This window comes from Pedobacter frigoris, assembly GCF_005116445.1.
Classification (GTDB): domain Bacteria; phylum Bacteroidota; class Bacteroidia; order Sphingobacteriales; family Sphingobacteriaceae; genus Pedobacter; species Pedobacter frigoris.
This window is the reverse complement of the sequence record NZ_SWBQ01000004.1, coordinates 271,087-293,394: the sequence shown is the minus strand read 5'-3', so window position 1 is coordinate 293,394 and position 22,308 is coordinate 271,087. Positions and strand designations below refer to the sequence as shown.

Here is a 22,308-nt window from a genome sequence, read left to right as displayed (position 1 = left end):
CTAACTTGCATCTATCTATGAAAAAAGCATCGCTTCTCCTTTTTTGTCTGTTTCCACTATTTTTGATTACCTGCAAACAGTCTCCTACTCGTGACCAGTTGTTCCAAAATATCCCTAATCCAAAAACCCTCAATGAAAGCTATGTTAGCAATCCAGACAAAGTCCTTACTGAGGAGACAGTCTCGGAACTGAATGGCAAACTGAGTCCGCTAGACCAATCCGGACTTGCACATATTGACGTAGTCTTCGTAAAAAGCATAGGGGATCTGGTACCAAAGGAGATTGCCCATGAACTTTTTAACACCTGGAAAATAGGCAGCAAGGAAACCAATAATGGACTCCTGATTTTGATAGTCGAAGACCAGAAGAGAATAGAATTTGAAACCGGCTATGGTCTTGAGGGCATACTGCCTGATGTAACTTGTTACAAAATCCAGCAAGAACACATGATTCCCTATGCCAGGGAAAATGACTACAATAATGCTGTAAAGCATGGAGTTGATGCAGTAATCGCACATTTGAAAGGAGGAACAGACCAAACTTTCGCAACATCAGCTCCTAATGCAACAATGCCGGCCGCCGATTCGGCAACTGCAATAGTACATGACTCAGCCGCGGTAGCTGACTCAGCCGTTGCGCCGAATGTAATAGACCTTCCTTCAGAGAATTATAATCCAGAAGCGATTCAGGGACTAGCATCCGCGGAAAAAAATAGAAGCTATCCTGTGGTCAATTGGCTTTCTCTTATAATTATTGCAATTTATTTTGCCTTTGTTGTAGCTACAGGAAGAAGTGTTACTAAAATCACTCTTTCAAGAGTATTGGTGATTCTTTTATTGTTTATCATACCAGTTGGTCTGACGGCGTATTTTAACCTGAAATATCCGGGCCTATGGTACAATCTCTGGTGGCTGCTGGCACTTTATTTATTTTTACTGGTTTGTATCCACCTTTATTTCTTCCTGCTTAAAGGGTATCTTTCGAATACTTTGAAAAATAAAACCAGGCATGAACAATACCTTGGATGGCGAAATGCTTTTTCTCCTTTACAGTGGATGACCAGATTTTTCCCTTATCCTCTTTTAAAGTCATTATGGAAAAATCATGAAGCCCGGCTAGAGGAATTAAGGTATACAGGAATCGATTGTGAACACTGCCACACTCCAATGGTACTACTGGATGAGGACAAGGACAATAAAAGCCTCTCAATCGGTCAGGCTAAAGAAGAAGAGATCAGCTCTGTAGACTACGATGTATGGGTTTGCAAGACCTGTGATCAGCAATTGATATTGAACTACCCGGATTTAAAATCTAAAGCGACAGAATGCCCAAAATGTCATTTCATTACTGTAGCTTTTTCAAGAAACAAGACCATATCCAGGGCAACAACGTTGAGTGAAGGACTTGGGCGCACATACTACATCTGCGCAAATTGCAGGCATGAAGAATATAAAGAATATGTAATTCCACAGATCTCTACACCGAGCAGCAGTTCGTCTTCTTCATCTTCTTCCAGCAGCAGCAGTAGTTCGTCTTCAAGCTCCAGTTCATCCAGCAGTAGCGGAGGTTCATCAGGAGGTGGTGGCGCAGGAAGCAGCTGGTAGTTATTTGACTGGTATAGATTGTTTTTTTATAATGATTTTATCCATTCTGAACCCCAGTGCACCGCGTAAATCAGCCCCTTCAATTACACAGGTGTAACTACCAGGATTATCGGCAGCAAACAATTTAACCGTTGCTGTTCCATCTTTGTCAGTAAAGACATTAGGCTCCCAATGCACAGTAGAACGGATATCTGACATATCAGCAATACTTCCGGGAAGGTATTTAGGTGCATAGAACTTTTTGGGGATGGTAAACGGGATTGGCTTATACACATAATTCCCAACTGGTTTTTTCGAAAGAGGTCCTCTGCCACTTCTAGTCGTAACCTCGATATAGACATAATCCCAAGCCCTTTCTTTAGACAAATCAAGAAGATGTGAGCCATAGGTCATCATGTATTTTCCCTTGATCATAACTTCTATGCCTTTTACTTCATCCGCATCATAATACTCGAACAACTGCTTTAAATATTCACCATACGTAGTTGCTTCCGGTATAAAAAATTTTGTATCCATGCCATCAATGATGAGGTATACCGCTTCACTCTGAACTCTGTAAATAGGTTTCGCCTCCATATCTATCGATTGGTGAAAGCCCTTTAATTTTTTCGATAAAAGATCTCCTAACGTTACCTTGCCTGCTTTCAGTATTTCTTCTTCATCTATAATCAGATCTGCCCCGCCCGGTCCATTGAGGTTTTTTGAGTTTTTCACCAGTTTCTTTGCGGTGATTTTAACTTCTTTAAGCATATTCTTACCCGTAACCGTACGGTATGTCTTTTGTAAAGAAAGCTGCCGATTGAGAGCGGCATAACTCAATGTATCTATATTCACAAACCACGGTTTAGCCCGGTTCATGACTGAAGGAAACACAGGGGGCTTAAACTCATACATATCAATACCAATATTGAATTTCTTGCCATTTTTATTTCTTGCACTGATAAAAAAGGAAGCCGTATCGACAGGAAAAATTCCTTTAAACTCAAAGTCGCCTTTGTCATTCGTCAATGTATCCAAGATCATCAAGGGCTTTTTAGACAGCAATGTAATGCTTGACTTAGCAACGGGCTTATTAAAAGCGTTTGTGACCTTCCCTTTTACAAGAAATTCCTGTTCTGACATGTATGTCATCGGCTTTAGCGGCTTCAATGCTTCCTGCCAGTCGTATCCTACCCAGCCTTGTGTAAGTAACAAATATTCCATGTTTCTCCACTTTTCTTCATTTATCGCTCCGTTGTAATAATACCCTGGATCTTCAACATATCCTTTCAAAGCTGAAGATAAAAGCATCCGACTTAGAATGTTATCATCAACGATACTGTCTTTTTTAACCTGTCCGTCGTCGGTTATGGCAAGCGAAAAACTTCCGGAAACAGGAGTGCCATTCTTGTCCACCACCTTAATCTTTAGCGAAATACTGTCCCTCTGTGCATACATTGGTTTATCAGTTTCAACACTGATATGAAGGTTACCATTCACATGGTTATAAATCATCCGTTCAGCCAACGGCTTAATATGATGATCTATAAACACAAAGCGCACAATTCCGTCGGGAAAAATGGTTTTGCTCAACCGGACCTTTATCTCTCCACTTTTAAAATTAACAGAGGCCGCCCAGAAAACCATACTTCCAGATAATCCCATGATATAATATTCCTTTCCGCCAACTTTCAAATCCTCAGAGGGACTTAGGATCAACTCGCAGGAGTCACGGTCAAAAAAATTATTGATGCTGAATGAGATGCCGCTTTGCACAACAGGAGGGAAAAGATACGTTTTGTAACTACCGTCCGGAAGTTCGAGTTTTGCCGAATACACTTCATTTGCACTGGGTCTTAAATTGAAAGCTCCCATGCCTTTATGTGAGGAAATAAAAACCGCTACCTCCTCCTGCTTACTGTTATAGATTTTGCCCCTGACGTTCACACCACGTCCATCTTCATTTAAAGCTTTAAAAGCAATTTTTGAAGATTGATTGGCAACTAATACTCCTCCTTCCGGCATAAACTGAAGGTCTATATATTCCGGCCTGTTAAGTGTCAGGGGAACCTTGACACTTCGTGGCCCCTGGCTTTTACGTAAGTCCTGGATAGTCAGGGCTAATTCCTTCGGCAAAATCTTGTCGGGGATATCAAAATTAAGGTCAAGGTTGCCTTCCAGTGAAGTTTCTGTTTTACTTTTGAACCAGGTTTTCTTTCCATTGGTAATACTAACCTGCATTTCCCTTAAACCCACGGGAGCTTTATCAAACTCGTTAATTCTTAAGTTCAAGTGAACATTGTCCTTACCTGATTCTTGTTTAACTTCAGCATGATATCCTATCAGCCATTCCGTATCCGGCCCATTGCTGACATACAGCTCTTTTTTAAACTGATAGTTTTCTCCAAAATTCAACATCCAGCTGGTGTATCCCCTCAAAGTATAATTGCCCTTGGGAAGGTCTTCGTTCAAGACAAGAGATCCATAAGATATCCCTTTGAATACAGGAACCATAATGCGTTGAAGATAATTACTACTATCGCTACGGATTTCTATGTATAATAGGCCGCTCCTGTCTGCATAACTCAAAACCGAAGCTTTGAGTAGATAGGCCTTAAACCATAGTGTATCACCCGCAGCATAATTAGATTTGTCGGTGTGGATATAAAGTTGTTCAATCGACAAGCTGTCACTTTCCGCATTCAAAATCCCAGCAATGTTTTTAATATCCTGTTGTACAGGAATATCTTGTCCGATAATAATGCTTACTGTAAAAACATTAAAAAAAATGACAAGTATTATTTTTTTCATGATAAGAGCTAAAATTTGCTCAAAAATAAGCTATTGAATAGATCTGGCAATAGAAAACACCTATCTTTTCTTTATAACGATCTTGTTCGTTTTCGACCCTAAAGAACCTTGTAAATCAGCCCCTTCAATTACAAAAGTATAATTGCCAGGATTATCGGCGGCAAAGAATTTAACCGTAGCATTGCCATCTTTATCAGTAACTACATCAGGCTCCCAATGCACAGTAGCACGGATATCAGACATATCGGCAATAGTTTCAGGCAAGTATCTCGGTGCATAAAACTTTCTTGGAATGGTAAACGGAATTGGCTTGTATACATAATTTCCAATAGCCTTTTTTAAGAGAGGTCCATTCCCTGCCCTGGTGGTCACTTCAATAAACACGAAATCCCATGGCTTTTCTGCCATCGGATTTAAAAATCTTGAGCCATAACTCATGATATTTTTCCCTTTGATCATGACCTCTATGCCTTTAATTTCATCTGCATCATAATACTCAAACAACTGCTTTAAATATTCACCGTAAGCTGTGCCTTCGGTTAAAAAGAATTTTGTATCCATTCCGTCCATGATGAGGTATACAGCCTCCCCGTTGACTTTATAAACAGGTTGTCCGAAACGGCTTATTGTTTGATGAAAACCCTTCACCCTTTTAGTTAAGAGATCTCCTAATGTCACCTTACCCGCCTTCAATATGTCCGCTTCATCTATAATCAAATCGGCTCCTCCAGGTCCATTCAGATTTTTTGAACCTTTTACCAGTTTCTTTGCTATGATTTTAACTTCCTTAAGCATATTTTTACCAGTAACGGTACGGTAGGTTTTTTGTAAAGAAAGCTGCTGATTTAGGGCGGCATAGCTCAACGTATCTATATTAACAAACCAGGGTTTAGTCCTGCTGGCGACCGAAGGAAACGCCGGGGGTTTGAATTCATACATGTCAATCCCAACATTGAATTTCTTGCCATTTTTATTTCTTGCGCTGATGAAGAATGCCGCAGTATCAACAGGAAAAAGCCCTTTGAACTCAAAGTCCCCTTTATCATTCGTCAATGTATCCATGATAAGCAAAGGCTTTTTAGACAGCAGTGTTATGCCTGATTTAGCCACCGGCTTATTGAAGGCATTTGTCACCTTCCCTTTTACAAGAAATTCCTGTTCCGACGCATAGATCATCGGTTTTATCGGCTTTAAAGTTTCTTGCCAATCGTACCCCACCCAGCCTTGTGTAAGCAGCAAGTATTCCATATTTCTCCACTTTTCTTCATTTATCGCCCCGTTGTAATAATACCCTGGATCTTCAACATGTCCTTTCAGCACTGAAGATAAAAACATCCGGCTTAGGATATTGTCATCAGCGATACTGTCTTTTTTAACCTGTGCGTCATCGGTTATAGCGATCGAAAAACTTCCCGAGGCAGGATTGCCATTCTTGTCCGTCGCTTTAATTTTTAGCGAGATACTGTCCCTCTGTACATACGCTGATTTGTCAGCTTGAACATCAATGTTCAGGTTACCATTCACATGGTTATAAACCATCCGTTCAGCCAACGGCTTTATATTTTGATCGGCAAGTACGAAACGCACAATTCCATCAGGAAAAATAGCTTTGTTCAACCGGGTCTTTATTTGTCCCTTTTTAAAATTGATTGTCGCAGCCCAGCAAACCATACTTCCGGATAATCCCATAATATAATATTCCTTTCCTCCTACTTTCAGGTCTTCAGACGGGCTTAAAGTGAGCTCACAGGAATCGCGGTCAAAAAGATTGTCGACACTCAATGCGATACCACTTGGCATAACCATCGGAAAGGGGTAAGTTTTATAGCTGCCATCCGCAAACTCAAGTTTTGCAGAATAGGTTTCACCTGCCTTAGGATTCAAGTTGAAAGCCCCCATCCCTTTATGTGACGAAGCAAAAACCCCTACTTCTTCCTGCTTACTGTTGTATATCTTGCCCCTGACATTTACACCATATCCATCTTCATTTAAAGCTTTGAAAGCAATTTTCGATGATCGGTTGGCAACCAGAACTCCGCCTTCGGGCATAAACTGCAGGTCTATATATTGCGGCCTGTTAAGTGTCAGGGGAACCTTTACACTTCTTAGCCCCTGGCTCTTGCGCAGATCCTGGATGGTCAGGGCCAATTCTTTCGGCGGAATTTTATCGGGTATATCAAAACTAAGTTCAAGATTACCTTCTAAAGAAGTTTCTGTTTTGCTTTTGAACCAAGTTTTCTTTCCATTGGTAATACTTACCTGCATTTCTCTTAAGCCTACGGGAGCTTTATCAAACTCATTTATCCTTAAGTTCAAGCGAACATTATCCTTCCCTGATTCTTGTTTAACTTTAGCATGATATCCTATCAGCCATTCTGTATCCGGTCCATTGCTTACATACAGCTCTTTTTCAAACTGGTAGTTTTCTCCAAAATTCAACATCCAGCTGGTATATCCCCTCAAAGTATAGTTGCCCCTCGGAAGATCTTCGTTCAACACAAGAGATCCATAGGATATCCCATTGAAAACCGGAACCATAATTCGCTGTAAATAATCCGTACTATCACTTCTGATCTCTATGTATAATAACCCGCTACGATCTGAATAATTTAAAAGAGATGCTTTAAGCAGGTATGCCTTGAACCACAAAGTATCTCCGGCGGCATAATTAGATTTATCAGTTTGGATATAGAGCTTTTCGATTGACAGACTATCATTTCTCGAATTTATGGCTTCTGTAATTTTTTGAATACCTTGCTGGGTAGAAATCCCTTGTGCAAAAGCGAAACCTGCTATAAATACGCAAAAAAAACAGAACTAAGACTATCTTTTTCATAAAGTAAGAGCGGAGGTTGATCCCCGGTTGAGTTATGGATTAAATATATCAATAAATAATACTGACTTTTTAATAAATTAGAGACTTACTTAAAATTATGAAGAAAATATTACTCAGCTTATTGCTGTTTTTTTCGGCGATGTTGTCATTCGCGCAACAGACTTATCCGGTCAATGGCTCATATGACATTCGACAAGGACAATTTGCCTTTACCAATGCCAATATCATAATGAACGCCAATCAGCCGGCTGTAAAAGGCACATTGCTTGTTAAAGGTCAGACAATTCAGGCAATAGAGAGCGGAATTACCATCCCCAAAGGCTATGTAACTGTAGACTTAAAAGGGAAGTTCATTTACCCTTCACTTATTGACCCTTTCACTTCTTATGGATTGCCGGAAGCAACGCGTGCAATTGCGGGAGCCAGACAGTCGATATTTACATCGACTAAAAAGGGGGCATATGGCTGGAATGAAGCCATAAGACCAGAAACCATGTCCAATACACTATTTACAGCCGACAGTAAGCGTGCAGACGACTTAAGAAAAGCAGGTTTTGGAAGTGTAAATGCCATCAATCGTGATGGTATAGCAAGGGGAACGTCAACAGCCGTAACATTGAGCGATGAACGTGAAAACAACACCATGTTAAACCCCCTATCCGCCGCCAACTACTCTTTTAATAAAGGGACTTCTCAAAATGATTACCCAACCTCGTTGATGGGCTCGATCGCATTGCTGCGCCAGACTTATTACGACGCACAATGGTATGGTAAACAAAAAGAGGAGTATAATATTTCACTGGAAGAATTTAACAAACAGCAAAGCCTGCCGCAAATCTTTGAAGCAGACGGCTGGTTAAACATCCTGAGAGTTGATAAAATAGGAAAAGAGTTTGGCAAACAGTATATCATCAAATCAAATGGCGATGAATACCAGAGAGTAGAAGCCGTTAAGGCAACCGGAGCAAGCCTGATCATCCCATTAAACTTTGTAAAGGCCTATGATGTAGAAGATAGCGTAGAAGCAAGAAATGTAACCCTTGCACAAATGAAAGCATGGGAAATGTCGCCCAGCAATGCTGCTGCACTGGAAAAAGCTGGGATCAGATTTGCACTTACCACATTTGGACTTGATAGCCCAAAAGACTTCTGGACTAACATTCGGATTGCAATCGACAACGGCCTTTCTGAAAAACAGGCTTTCTTATCGGTGACAGAAATTCCAGCAGCCATGCTAGGGATCTCCGATAAAGTAGGAACATTGGAGAAAGGAAAACTTGCCAATTTTATCATTACATCCGACAGTCTGTTCAAAAAAAACACCATTATTGAAGAGAACTGGGTACAGGGCAAACGCTTCATCGCAAATAAAAACAACACCAAAGAACAAAAGGACAGCGTAAATAAGGTACTGGCTAAAAAAGCAGATGCGATAAAGGAAAGTCCTGTAAAAGGCTCATTAATTTATCCTTTCACTGCTTTTGGCAATGCCTCAATGCTAAAACAAGAAACTGTTTTGCTGAAGAACGGTACCGTATGGACCAACGAAAAAGATGGCATTTTACAAAATGCCGATGTACTGCTGGAGAATGGAAAGATTAAGGCTGTAGGTAAAAATCTGAATGCTGGAAATGCAAAGACAATTGATGCGACCGGCAAACACATTACTGCCGGATTGATAGACGAACATTCCCACATTGCAGGAACCGGCGGGATCAATGAAGGCGCACAGTCTTCTTCCGCAGAGGTACGTATCGCCGATATCATCAACTCTGAAGATGTAAATATCTACAGGCAACTGGCTGGTGGCGTAACCACTTCGCAAATCCTTCATGGATCTGCCAATCCTGTAGGCGGACAGGCACAGATGATCAAATTACGCTGGGGAAAATTGCCTGAAGAAATGAAATTAGCGGGTGGCGATACCTTTATCAAATTTGCATTGGGAGAGAACGTAAAGCAAAGTAATTTTGGTACAGGAGCAAGATTTCCTGTAACCAGAATGGGTGTAGAACAAGCTTTCATTGATGAATTTACACGAGCAAAAGAATATAAGGCCGCCCTTTCTAAAAAAGGAAATATGGTGCGCCGTGACCTGGAGCTGGATGCCATTGTTGAAATCCTGGAGAATAAAAGGTTCATTACCTGCCATTCATATGTACAATCTGAAATTAATATGCTAATGCATGTTGCGGACAGCCTCGGATTTAAGATCAATACTTTCACGCATATCTTAGAGGGCTATAAAGTAGCCGACAAAATGAAGGCAAGGGGCATCAATGCTTCAACCTTCTCCGACTGGTGGGCATATAAAATAGAAGTAGCTGAAGCCATTCCATATAACGGAAAGATCATGCACAATATCGGAATCACCACGGCATTTAACTCCGATGACGCGGAGATGGCACGCAGATTAAATCAGGAAGCCGGAAAAGCCGTCTTATATGGTGGTGTACCGGAAGAAGATGCTTTGAAATTTGTGACCCTTAACCCTGCCAAAATGCTGCACATAGATGATAAAGTCGGCAGCCTTAAACCAGGAAAGGACGCTGATGTGGTAGTATGGTCAGACCACCCTCTCTCTATCTATGCCAAAGCGGAGCAAACTTTTGTTGACGGCATACCTTATTGGGACATCAACCGTGATGCACAGGTTAGACAGGCACAAAATACAGAACGTGCACGATTGATTAAAAAGATGTTAGACAGTAAAAACAAAGGCGGAAAAACACAACGACCACAAGCAGAAACACCTAAACTATACCACTGTGAAACTGTTGGCGACTACTCTAAAGGGATCACAGAAACGGAAGGAGCACACACACATGAATAAATATATATTTACACTATTGCTTTCATCATTTGGCCTTGCCTGCTTTGCGCAAGCCAATATCTCACCTGCAAAACCTCAAAGTAAAAAGACCGCCATTATGGGCGCTAAACTGCACCTTGGCAATGGTAAAATCATAGAAAACGGATACCTGATCTTTGATCAGGGAAAAATCATAGGCGTTGGAGATGCGACATTAGTACGCCTGAGCCTGACTGATGCTACAGTGATTGACGGCAACAACAAACATATTTATCCCGGGTTCATCGCTCCTATCACCAATCTGGGCCTCACAGAGTTTGAATCGGTAAAGGCTACTTTAGACTTTACTGAAATTGGGAATATCAATACTCATATCAGATCTATTATAGCTTATAATACAGATTCAAAAGTTCCTGCTACCTTAAGAAGCAACGGCGTTTTGATGGCCCAGATTACACCACAAGGTGGAACCATGTCGGGCAGCTCTTCTGTAGTGCAGCTGGATGCATGGAATTGGGAAGACGCAGCCATCAGAACCGATGATGCACAGCATTTAAACTGGCCTGCAACACCTAAACTCAGAGGACCAGGCGGCAGGAACCCTCTTTCTTCAGATGCACTGCAGGAGCGTACACAAGCTCAGATCAATGAGCTCGAACAGCTTTTTACAGAAGCAAAGGCTTATGTAGAAATAGAGAAACCTGCGGTTGTTAACGCCAGACTGGCTGCAATGAACCATTTGTTTGATGGAAAGCAAAAATTATTCATTACGGTCAATGCACAAAAAGATATTATTGCAGCTGTCAACTTCGCAAAAAAGCACGGAGTTTCTCCGGTTATTGTTGGCGGCGACGAGGCTTATTTAATCATTCCTTTTTTAAAGGAAAATAACATCCCTGTTATTGTAAAGCAACCTCACGCCTTGCCCAATTCTACAGATGACGATGTAAACATGCCTTATAAAAACGCAGGTGTACTGGCAAATGCAGGCGTTACTGTAGTCGTTAGCATAGACGGTTACTGGCAGCAGAGAAACCTTCCTTTTATGGCAGGAACTGTAGCTGCATGGGGACTGGACAAAGAGAAGGCGCTTCAGACCATTACATTAAACACTGCTAAAGTTTTGGGCATTGACAAGACGACCGGCAGCCTAGAAATTGGCAAGGATGCTACTTTCTTTATTTCAGCCGGAGATGCACTAGATATGAAAACGAATAAAGTAGAACGAGCTTTTATTCAAGGCCGTGACATCAACCTTGATAATCTGCATAAACAACTGGATAGAAAATTCAGTGAAAAATATGAGGCAGGCAAAAAATAAGGAATAAAAAAAAGAGTGGCCCCATCCAAGGTCACTCATTTTCAACTAACTTATTATTCATAAAAAAACTGGCTGTTGGGGAAGGAGTCGAACCTTCAAGGGGTAGTTAGCTACAGTTCAAAAATTAATTTGTGGTCAACCCATAAACTGCGTTTATCCATTTATCCCCGCCACCGAGACAAGGAGGTGTGTCTGCCAATTTCACCACCCAACATTATTTAAAGTACTATCTTTTTTATCAGTAAGTTTGGTTTAGGTTGATTAACTTACCGATAATAGCTGTAGGGGAAGGAGTCGAACCTTCAAGGAGTAGTTAGCCCTTACGGGTTTTCCATATTCTCCACCACCGAGACAAGGAGGTGCGTCTGCCAATTTCACCACCCTACAGAGTATAAGCAAATGTTAAAGAACTATATTTTTTGTTACTTGCTTGATACAAATGTAATGACAACCTCGATACGTTGCAAATATTTTAAACATTTAATTTTATTTTTATAATATTTATAATTAAATTTGATTATCGTTAACAAATATCAAAATCATGCTTAAAAAAGAAAGCCAAAATTTAGAAATTGATAACCTTGATATTGACATCTTAAAGCAACTGATGCAGGATGCCACGAAACCCTATACAGAAATCGCAAAAGATCTGATTGTTTCAGGCGGAACAATTCATGTTCGCATGAAAAAATTGCAGGAAATGGGCATCATTAAAGGTTCCCATCTTATCATCGATCCTCAAAAAGCAGGTTATGACGTAACCGCATTTCTTGGTATTTATCTGGAAAAGGGAATACAATATAAAGATGCAGTAGCACAATTGAGTAAAATCAAAGAAGTAGTAGAGCTTCATTATACGACAGGTGCCTACAGCATGTTTGCGAAGATCATTTGCAGAGATACCAGTCACCTGAGACATGTATTGAATGAAGAGATTCAGGCTGTACCTGGCATTCAAAGAACAGAAACACTGATTTCACTTGAAGAGAGCATCAGAAGGCAGATTGAGCTTTAGTAGCTGACATTTAGCCTCATTCTCCTTTCTTCATGCCTTCGGTATGCGTGCGCATCCCCATAACCTTTTCACAAGTCCTCCTAGGGGGTTGGTAGGGCATTGCTAGGACCACAGTCCTTCGTGCGGCTATCCAGGACTTAAATAAGTATTTCAGTTAGGCGTTATGTATGCGAACGCATACCAAGCAGAGATACAATGCATATAAACAAAAGAGGAGCCTTTAGAGCCCCTCTTTTGTTATTTAAACATATTTTTCAATGCTTCCAATTTCATCTGTAAATCCCCATCAGGCAGTGGCTTTTCCTTTTGTCCACCTTTCTGATTTGACTGAGGTTTTGATGGTTTTCGATGCTGATCAGGCTTAGCAACAGCTCTGAATGACTTATTCTGCTTGTCATTCCTGTTTTTATTATCTTGTTTAGGCTTCTGCGATCCATCCTTCATAGACAAGGAAATACGCTTTCTTGCTACATCAACTTCGACAACAGTAACTTCTACCTTCTGATGCACCTTTACCACCTCATTTGCATTGGCTACAAACTTATCAGACAACTGACTGGTATGTACCAATCCGTCCTGATGAACGCCTATATCTACAAAAGCCCCAAAATTGGTAATGTTGGTTACTATACCCGGAAGCTTCATACCAATCTTAAGATCAGCAATTTCATTTACACCGTCTGTAAAGCTGAATGCCTCAAACTGCTCACGCGGATCTCTTCCTGGCTTGGCAAGCTCATTCATGATGTCATTTAGAGTCGGCAAGCCAATCTCATCATTTACGTATTGCTGCAACTTGATCTGTTTTCTCAATTCTGCATCCTTCATCAGCTGAGCTACACTACAGTTCAGATCTCTCGCCATTTTATTGACCAAAGCATAGCGCTCGGGATGCACGGCACTGGTATCCAGCGCATGTTCTGCATTTCTGATCCTTAAAAATCCGGCAGCCTGCTCAAAAGCCTTATCTCCCAAACGGGGAACTTTTTTCAGGCTTTCTCTATTTTTAAAAGCGCCATGTTCATTGCGGTAATTCACAATATTCTGTGCCAATTGTGGTCCAAGACCAGAAACGTAAGCCAGTACCTGTTTAGATGCTGTATTCAGCTCCACCCCTACAGCATTTACACAACTCATTACAGTATCATCCAATGATTGCTGAAGTTTGTTCTGGTCCACATCATGCTGATATTGTCCGACGCCGATAGATTTAGGATCAATCTTAACCAGTTCCGCCAATGGATCCATCAATCTTCTTCCAATAGACACTGCTCCTCTTACTGTAATATCATGGTTAGGAAACTCTTCTCTGGCTACATCTGATGCTGAATAAACGGAGGCACCGTTTTCATTAACCATTACAATTAATACGCCATCCAGCCCCAGACCTCTAACAAAGACTTCTGTTTCACGTCCTGCTGTTCCGTTGCCAATTGCAATGGCCTCTATTGCATGTTTGTCACAAAGCTGCTTAAGCACCGCCGCCGCTTCTACAATCCCTCTTTGCCCGTTATGAGGATAGATAGCAGTATTTTCCAGTAACTTACCTTGTCTGTCCAGGCAAACCACCTTACATCCCGTTCGGAATCCCGGATCGATTGCCAGTACATTCTTTTCGCCCATTGGAGCCGCCAGCAGCAATTGCCTGGCATTTTCTGCAAATACCCTAATCGCTTCTTCATCGGCCTTCTCCTTGGAGAGCCCCCTGATTTCAGTCTCCATCGCGGGGCCGAGTAAGCGTCTATAACTATCATGGACAGCCAGTTTTACCTGTCTGGAACTTTTATTATTAGCAGTAACGAACTGCTTTTCTAATAACTCAATCGCTCCATCTTCGGCAGGCATGGTTTCCAATTTCAGGACACCTTCATTTTCACCTCTTCTAATGGCAAGCACACGGTGAGAAGGGCTGGATTTTAATGGCTCAGTCCACTCGAAATAATCTTTATACTTAATACCTTCTTCTTCCTTACCTTTTACCACAGTAGCTTTAAAAGCGGCATTTTGTTGAAAATATTTACGCATAGCTGTCCTTGCTTCAACATTTTCATTTATAATCTCAGCAATGATATCCCTTGCACCAGCCAAAGCTTCATCAGTAGAATTCACCCCCAGCTCTGTATTTAAAAATTTATCTGCTTCAGTTTCGGGGTCAAGCTTAGACTGTTCGAGTAAGGCAAGAGCTAAGGGCTCCAAACCTTTTTTACGGGCTTCTGAAGCCCTGGTTTTCCGCTTGGGTTTATATGGAAGATAAATATCCTCTATGGTTGCAATATTTGTTGCAGCATTGATTTGTCCCTCCAGTTCAGGAGTCAGTTTATCTAATGCGCCCAATGCTTTTAAAATAGCTTCTCTACGTTTATCCAGCTCTCTAAGCTGCTGGAAACGATCGCGGATAGACGCGACTTGCACTTCATCCAGACTGCCGGTCATTTCTTTCCGGTAACGTGAAATAAAAGGAACTGTCGCCCCTTCATCCAATAGCTCAATAGTAGCGATAACCTGCTTTTCCGCTACAGACAGTTCAGCAGCAATTATTGTCGAGTGATTACTCATTTTAATCTCTATTTGATTGATATTTTAAGTACAATTCGGGCAAAATTAAATAAAAAATCCCGCAGGGTATTAACCAGCGGGATTATATTTTCATTATGATTTTATTGTCTTTTTATTCCTTTATTTAGCTACGTAAAGTACTTCTTTTACGGCTTTAATTACTTTCTCTGCATTAGGCAAACTTGCTGCGATCAGGGTAGGTGCGTATGGAAGTGGTACATCTGCGCAAGTGATACGCAATACCGGGGCGTCTAAGTAGTCAAAAGCATTCTTTTGAACATTAAACGCAATTTCAGAAGAAATTGAAGCCAAAGGCCATGCTTCTTCTACCACTACCAGACGGTTTGTTTTCTTAACAGACTCGATGATGGTTGCATAATCGATAGGACGTACTGTACGTAAATCAATAACTTCAACACTAACACCATCTTTGGTTAATTCTTCTACTGCAGGGTTTACCACGCGGGTAAGCATTTTACCAAAAGTAACGATGGTTACATCAGTACCTTCTTTTACCACATTGGCTTTGCCAATAGGCAGATAATATTCTTCTTCCGGAACTTCTCCTTTGTCTCCATACATTACTTCAGATTCCATGAAGATCACTGGATCCGGATCAAGGATTGCTTGTTTAAGCAAACCTTTGGCCTCGTAGGGTGTAGAAGGAATTACTACTTTTAGTCCAGGACAGTTGGCATACCAGTTCTCGAAATTCTGAGAGTGCTGAGCACCTAGTTGACCCGCATTACCAGTTGGCCCACGGAATACGATTGGCACAGAAAACTGTCCGCCGCTCATTGAAAGCATTTTTGCTGCTCCGTTAATGATCTGATCAATAGCAACCAAAGAGAAGTTGAAGGTCATAAATTCTATAACGGGAATCAATCCGTTCATAGCAGCTCCAATACCGATACCTGTAAAACCAAGCTCAGCGATAGGTGTGTCAATTACACGTTTGTCTCCAAACTCATCAAGCATACCCTGGCTAACTTTATAAGCACCATTGTACTGCGCAACTTCCTCGCCCATTAAGAAGACGTTTTCATTCTTGCGCATTTCTTCGCTTAAAGCTTCACGCAAAGCTTCTCTAAATTGAATCTCTCTCATTGTATATTCAAATATTAACGGGAGCAAATATAGTTATTGTAATTTAATTATAAAGTAGTGTTTTAATTACACTTTGGAACCCTGCAAACGGCCAAAATAATTTGGCAATTTACAATCCACACAAAGTTAAATATGGAGAGAAGGCAAAGGCAGCTTCATTTTCACTCCGGACAAAAGGTACCTGTTGGTCAAATAGTTCAGCAAGCTTTGCCTGCATAAAGCCGACGAATTCGTCTTTTACGGTCTCCAGGTAAGCCCCGCTTAACTTCACCTTATCCCTTCCTTCTATAAAAAAGGTGCCTTCCTTTCGCATATTCCGGATACTATATAAGTTAGGCTCAACCAGCTGATGACCGTTTGCCTGTTCAAAGACATAGGTATAAAACAGCGTTTGCACTAATGCTTTGTTTTGCTTATTCCCATTGGTATCAAAAACATCTTCGAGATTACTATATCGCAAGATGTCGCTACCTGTTTTATAGTCAACGATCCTTGTGACGCCATTCTTACGGTCTATGCGATCTATGATTCCATGAAGCATGATCTTTTTATCTGCTCCATTTAATTTAAAACCGAAGGACACCTGATCTTTCTGTTCCAATGAAAGAATTTCAAAAGGAGCTTCATTTTCATCATAATCCAATATGAGGTTTGCGTACTCCTCAACTATTGCCAGCACGACCTTTTGCATGCCGTTGTGCAGAACCTGGTAATTTTCATTTTCAAACATCACCTGTGAAAAAGCCCTTAAGGCTAATTCCGGGACTTTTTTACGATATTCTGCAATCCTTTCCCTGGTGATATTGATATCCGTACTTCTCAAATCCTGATAAAAGGTTTCCAGCACAAAATGTAGCATGGATCCGATATAATTGGCTTCCAGGTTTTCAGAGATCTCTTTGGGCTCCTCAATTTTAGCGATGTAACGGTAAAAAAACTGTAATGGACAATTGATGTAGGTCGTCAATGCCGAGGCAGAAAGCCCAATCTCGCCATTTAAATATCTATTCAATACCGCCATCACCTTTTCATCCTTAGGAATTACGATTGGTTGTTTTTTCTCAATACTGATCCTTTGCTTATGTTCCAGATAATTAAATGTATAGCCACTTTCATACTCCAGCTGCTTCAGAAACCGGGTTGGCTCACCGGTATTGGTATCGTCTGCCTGCGCATTATACACCATACTTACCTGCTTAGCGCGCTGAAGCAGGCGATAAAACATATAAGCAGAGATGGCATCCTGATTTTCCAGCACAGGCAAACCATATGCCCTGCGGATACTGTCAGGAATAAAACTTGGAGAAACACTTGTCTGCGGCAAAAGGCCTTCGTTTACGCCCAATATGTAAATATGCTCAAAGTCAAGACTTCTGCTCTCCAGCAAACCCATTACCTGAATACCCTGAAGGGGCTCTCCGGTGAGCGGCACAGAAATCCCTTGTACAGCCTTCTGGATCAGAGACAATACAAAAGACAATTCTTTGGAGGTTGTCAGCTTCGGCAGGTAATCAGCAAGGGCATCATGCAGGCGATTGAGCTCCTTAATTGCTGCTATAAAAAGATCAGCTTCAGTTTGCCTCAGACTCTTATCTGCCAATTGCTGTTCAAAGACCTTTTTAAATATCTTCTGTAAGGTATTTGTTGCAGCTGTTCCATTTTCGATTTTAGTAAAAAACATAGCCAACAGGCCCTTCTGACTTTGAAGCCTTGCCAGAGGGACCTCTGCAAGTTGTTCGGCAAGTAACTTTTGCTGGATCTTACTGCGTAGCTTTTCATTGATACCTGTCAGCGGATGGGATAAAAAAGCTTCTACTTCTCTATGGTACACCGTTTCTTTTTCACCCTGAATGAGCTGAGCCTGTACACTGAGCCATAAATCTGCTAATCCGAATATAGATGAGGCGACCAGCGGATACCCCATGGTAACATTGATATTGATCGGAAACTGCACCCCATCTATCTGATAATGTGTTGGTATAGTTTGCAAAACAGGCATCAGCAAACTTTCGTCCGCAAGAATAAGTGCAATCTTCCCGGCATGATCACTTTCTTTAAGTAATGGGTAATCTTTTTGTAATGCGGTATTTAATATTTTTGCCTGGGCAACCTGTCCCTGTGTCTTATAAACATTGATGACTTTCTGATTTGCCCTGATCAATTCCCTGTTGTTGTTTAAGACATTGATCAATCCTGTGGTTTCAAAATTCCTTCTTAAAAAAAGACCTGCTTCCTGAATGCTGTCCTTCAGGTAATAAGCATCAGTATCAAAATAAAATAACGTGTGTTGCTGATCCTGCCAGCGTTTAAATATTACAGCTTCTGCTTTGCTTAATGCATTGAATCCAACAAACGCCAATTTACTTTTCAGAAAAGGCGCTATAAACTCAGGTAATTCAGCCTTTCCTTCTGCAAGCTGACGGTAGATTTGCCCCATAGTCGTTAGTCCCTTTTCTTTAAGTCCCTGATGATAAGCCTTATAGAGTTTCGGCATGCGTTGCCACATTTTTATAAACTGCTCCTGCTGCTTTTTATGCTTACCTTCAGAGTAAGAACTCCAGAAACCTTTCAGAAACTCCTGCTGCTCCTCACTTAAATAGTCAAACTGGTAATCTACGGTTGCAAATTCTTCCAGCTGTTCAAAGATCTTTTCAGCATTTACCAGATCATTGTCAATCTGCGCAAAGTCACTCAATATCACCCTTGCTATGGGGTAAAACTTAGCAGGCTCTATTGCCGCTTCTCCATCTTGTAAGGCAATCTCATTGTATTTCTGGTGCAATATAAAGAATTGGGTAAATGAGTCCGCAACCTTACGTTCGGAAGACAATGCAAAAAATTCCTGGATAGTAAAAAAAGAAGGACTCCAAAATGGCTTTCCAATCTCCTGCGCCAGGTAATGCTGCAGGTAAGCAACAGGCCTTTTATTATTGAACACAATTGCGGCATCCTGAAGGTCTCCTCCTAATCTGGCGACCAGATCTTCTGCAACTTCTTTCAAAAATGGTTTTAATTCTCGCTCCTCATTCATCATTACACTAATTTTAACTGTCCGCTGGACGCATAAAACAAATAAGTATTTACCTTCGTATAGCCCATTGCAAGGAGCAGGCTTTTGTAATGATCTACCTGTACAATATGACTATTGCTTTCCTGTTGTGTGAATTTATAATCTATTACAGTAACCTCATCTCCATTTACAAGTACTTTATCAGGCCTGTATGTTTTTCCTTCAGCATCTATAATACTTCTTTCATTCAGGCTTTGTTCGCTTCTCTTCAGTATCTCCTGTAACCCCTTATGCTGCAGCACCGAGACTGCCTGGGTTTTTAAGAAAGGTAGTTCGGCTACTTTGAAAACCCCTTCCAGCATCAGGTTTTGCAGAACCTCTTCTGCCTGTTTTTCATCATTGGCTATTGCCAGCACCTCATGAAGAATTGTACCGGTCCTTCCAGGACTCTCTCCTGTCAGCAGATCAATTTCCCTGCGTTTTAAACTTGCATCAAACACCTGACTCAAACGATTAGAAACCGGGTAATTATCCAGTTCAATCTCATTCAGAGGTGATTGTTTTTCAAGCTGAACCGGAACCATATCATCAATCTTGTAATTACCTTCTTCAGAAAGCTGCCCTTCAAAAACTTTTGAGAGCAGATCACCGATATTCGTGATTGTAGCAGTTTTCTTACCCATAGTACTGATATACAAATACTCTTTTGCTCTCGTAGTTGCTACGTACAACATATTCAGCGCATCCATATTGTTATATAGCAATTCTTCAAAATAGGGCTTCGCAACACTGGAACTGCCAAGATCCTTACTATACTTTAGTGGAATGCTGTGCAAATGGTGATAAGGCGTATCAGCTGCAGGCACCCAAAAAATCCCGTTGGGTTTCCCGTTAATATCCCAATTGCAGAATGGAACCATGACAGCCTTAAATGCAAGGCCTTTTGATTTATGAATGGTGATGACCTGAACAGCATCTGTATTGTCAGAAGACGGCAGTGTTTTTCTTAAGCCTTCTTCTTCCCAATAGTTCAGGAAAGCCGCAATGCCCTTTTCGCCATGCAAAGCAAAACTTCCAGCCAGATCACGCAGGGCAAGCAGGTATGGCAGATGTGAGTTGTTGTGTTCTTCATTTAAAGCATAAGCGGTAATGATCTTCTCCAACAATGCCGGAAGTGGCTGCTGCATCCAGCTTTGCCAGTGTTCACATAAATCCGACGGCAAAAGATCGGATAACTGGTCCAGTGTTTTAAACTTAAGAGAAAAAAAATCAGCTGGATTAACTGTTCTTTGTCGGAGCTGAGCATATAGGCTTATGCAGTTTGCTTTGTACAAGGCTGTATTTTCAGCCAATCCCACCATCGCCTGTAAGGTATTCGTGATGAGTTTTACAGCGGTATTGTTAGTCAGCAATAAAGCTTCACCGGAAATCACATCTATGCCATTTTGCATTAAAGTTTCTACCGCAGCAATTGCCTCAGAATTTGAACGAACCAATACACATACGTCTTTAGGTTTGTAATTTCTGACACCGAACATTTTCTTCAACTCAACAACAATTTTATCAAGGGCCAGTGTCCTGAAACTAACTTTTGTCAGGGCATTCCCTTCCAGGTCATTTTTAAAGACATTTAAATTTATCGTACCGCCTTCTAATGTAAAAGGCGTGGTCTTTTGTTCAGCCTCCGCATACACATCTGTTACAATCCGGTCAAAATGCCGGTCATTCCACCAGTTTAGGACTTCCGGCTGGTTCTGCTCTGCGATGGTCCCATTTAAATGAGTCTGCATGAACTGCGGCAGCTTTTTAAAGAGGTTGTTATTAAATTCAATGATATTTTTGGTACTGCGATAGTTTTCCTCCAGACTTTCTTCTACTACATTATGAATCTTTACATCTTGTTTTGCCTGCTGATGCAGGATATTCCAATCGCCATTACGCCACCTGTAAATAGACTGCTTGGTATCACCAACGATCAAATGGTCGGTCAACTTACCCCCTGGAGAGGCAAGCGCGTTAGTCAATAATGATTTAAAACTTCCCCACTGGTTCGAGGAGGTATCCTGAAACTCGTCGAACAGGAAATTACGAAACCTGTTGCCCATTTTCTCCCAGATGAATGAAGGATTATCATCAGCATCATCGGTAATTCCCTTAAGTAAGGTCTGCGCATCACTGATCAGCAAGTTCGGACTTTCATTTCTATATTCTTTTAACAACACAGCCATCTCCTGCATGAGCCGTAGGTAATACAGGTTCTTATTGAAAGCAATGGCTAACAAGTAACCGGACAAACCTGTCTTATAAGTCGTCACTAACCTGGAGATAATAGGGTTCAACTCAAAATAGGCCGAAGTATCCGCTCCTTTCTGAAACCATTGTTCCGGTTCATCTACGAGTTTTTCCAGACTACTTACCTTGCTCAAGTCACCTTCAATAATTTTTGGTAACGCCATCAGGGGAGAACGCGACTTACCCTTCAGATCGTCTACCGTTAAACCTTCCACATGAAATAGCTCCATAGCTTCGGCTGCAAGCGAGGTAATTGAATTTTCAAAGGTCTCAATTCCCAGGCGGGTAACCTTATTATAGTCTTTAAAAAGTGTATCCAGATCAGCGGCATCACCCAAACCTTTTATCGCGTTTTCAAAGGGCTGGTAACGTTCCTTAAAGATTTCATTAGTCAATTCTATCAACTCCCGCTTATAGTTCCAGCTAAGGTTGTTATTAATCCTGTCCAGCGCCAGATCTATAATCCATTGCAGCAAAACAGGATTTTTATCGAGCGCTTTGTCCAGACGTTCAGCGAGTTCGTTTTTTACTTTATCGTAGTTCATCTCCAGGCCATAGCCTGTATCCAGGCCCAGTTCAAAAGCAAAGCCACGGATTACTTTTTGCACAAACCCATCTATAGTGCTTACGGAGAAGCGGCTGTAATCATGTAATATTTTTCTGTAAATCCTATCCGATTTGCTTTTCAACAGCTCGGGATCAAGATCTGGATGTGATCTCAATACAATTTCCCGATAATCATTGATCTTTTTAGACGGGTCGCCTTCAGCAAAACCTTTTAACACCTCCATGATCCGGGTCTTCATTTCCTCCGTAGCTTTGTTGGTAAAAGTTACAGCAAGAATCTCCCTGTATTTCGTTTCGCCTGACAATAATAGTGTCAGGTAATGCGCAGTAAGGCTAAATGTTTTTCCTGATCCGGCAGATGCCTGCAGAATTTTGAGTGGTTTAATGGCCATTAGCTA

10 protein-coding genes and 2 tRNA genes are annotated in these 22,308 nt (G+C 41.2%); 4 read left to right on the top strand and 8 right to left on the bottom strand.

The features are described 5' to 3' along the window. Window positions 1-17: 17 nt before the first annotated feature. Window positions 18-1,604: a TPM domain-containing protein gene (locus FA047_RS15075; RefSeq protein WP_136836904.1), complete on the top strand. Its 1,587-nt coding sequence runs from the start codon at window positions 18-20 to the stop codon at window positions 1,602-1,604. On the opposite strand, the gene FA047_RS15070 is transcribed toward FA047_RS15075, so the two are convergent. Both FA047_RS15070 and FA047_RS15065 read right to left on the bottom strand, forming a co-directional pair. After that, window positions 1,605-4,394, bottom strand: a complete 2,790-nt coding sequence (locus tag FA047_RS15070; RefSeq protein WP_136836903.1) for a carboxypeptidase-like regulatory domain-containing protein — start codon at window positions 4,392-4,394, stop codon at window positions 1,605-1,607. Between the two features lie 60 nt (window positions 4,395-4,454). Further along, on the bottom strand, window positions 4,455-6,932 hold the full coding sequence (locus tag FA047_RS15065; protein WP_136836902.1) for a carboxypeptidase-like regulatory domain-containing protein: 2,478 nt from the start codon (window positions 6,930-6,932) through the stop codon (window positions 4,455-4,457). Window positions 6,933-7,327: 395 nt separating this feature from the next. Here FA047_RS15065 and FA047_RS15060 point away from each other — a divergent pair, with 395 nt between their 5' ends. Continuing rightward, window positions 7,328-10,063 carry an amidohydrolase family protein gene (locus FA047_RS15060; RefSeq protein WP_136836901.1) on the top strand — a complete coding sequence of 912 codons (2,736 nt, stop codon included), beginning with the start codon at window positions 7,328-7,330 and terminating at the stop codon, window positions 10,061-10,063. After that, window positions 10,056-11,363 (top strand): amidohydrolase family protein, encoded by a 1,308-nt coding sequence (locus FA047_RS15055; protein ID WP_136836900.1) that lies wholly within the window; start codon window positions 10,056-10,058, stop codon window positions 11,361-11,363. The genes FA047_RS15060 and FA047_RS15055 overlap by 8 nt, the downstream gene beginning before the upstream one ends. 69 nt (window positions 11,364-11,432) lie before the next feature. On the opposite strand, the gene FA047_RS20550 is transcribed toward FA047_RS15055, so the two are convergent. Then, window positions 11,433-11,577 (bottom strand) — tRNA-Asp (locus FA047_RS20550). A gap of 65 nt (window positions 11,578-11,642) precedes the next feature. Next, window positions 11,643-11,750 (bottom strand) — tRNA-Asp (locus tag FA047_RS20545). Between the two features lie 154 nt (window positions 11,751-11,904). Between FA047_RS20545 and FA047_RS15050 the strand changes: the two genes are divergently transcribed. After that, on the top strand, window positions 11,905-12,378 hold the full coding sequence (locus FA047_RS15050) for an Lrp/AsnC ligand binding domain-containing protein (protein ID WP_136836899.1): 474 nt from the start codon (window positions 11,905-11,907) through the stop codon (window positions 12,376-12,378). Window positions 12,379-12,615: 237 nt separating this feature from the next. Here the strand turns inward: FA047_RS15050 and FA047_RS15045 are convergent, their stop codons facing one another. The 4 genes from FA047_RS15045 to FA047_RS15030 form a co-directional block, all read right to left on the bottom strand. After that, entirely contained in the window at window positions 12,616-14,934 is a 2,319-nt protein-coding gene (locus tag FA047_RS15045) for a Tex family protein (RefSeq protein WP_136836898.1), read from the bottom strand. Between the two features lie 120 nt (window positions 14,935-15,054). Continuing rightward, entirely contained in the window at window positions 15,055-16,041 is a 987-nt protein-coding gene (locus FA047_RS15040; RefSeq protein WP_136836897.1) for a pyruvate dehydrogenase complex E1 component subunit beta, read from the bottom strand. Window positions 16,042-16,150: 109 nt separating this feature from the next. Further along, on the bottom strand, window positions 16,151-19,075 hold the full coding sequence (locus tag FA047_RS15035; RefSeq protein ID WP_225872749.1) for a PD-(D/E)XK nuclease family protein: 2,925 nt from the start codon (window positions 19,073-19,075) through the stop codon (window positions 16,151-16,153). Further along, a complete protein-coding gene (locus FA047_RS15030) occupies window positions 19,075-22,302 on the bottom strand; it encodes a UvrD-helicase domain-containing protein (RefSeq protein ID WP_136836896.1) in 3,228 nt (1,075 codons plus the stop codon). Before FA047_RS15030 ends, FA047_RS15035 begins: the two co-directional genes overlap by 1 nt. Window positions 22,303-22,308 lie beyond the last annotated feature (6 nt).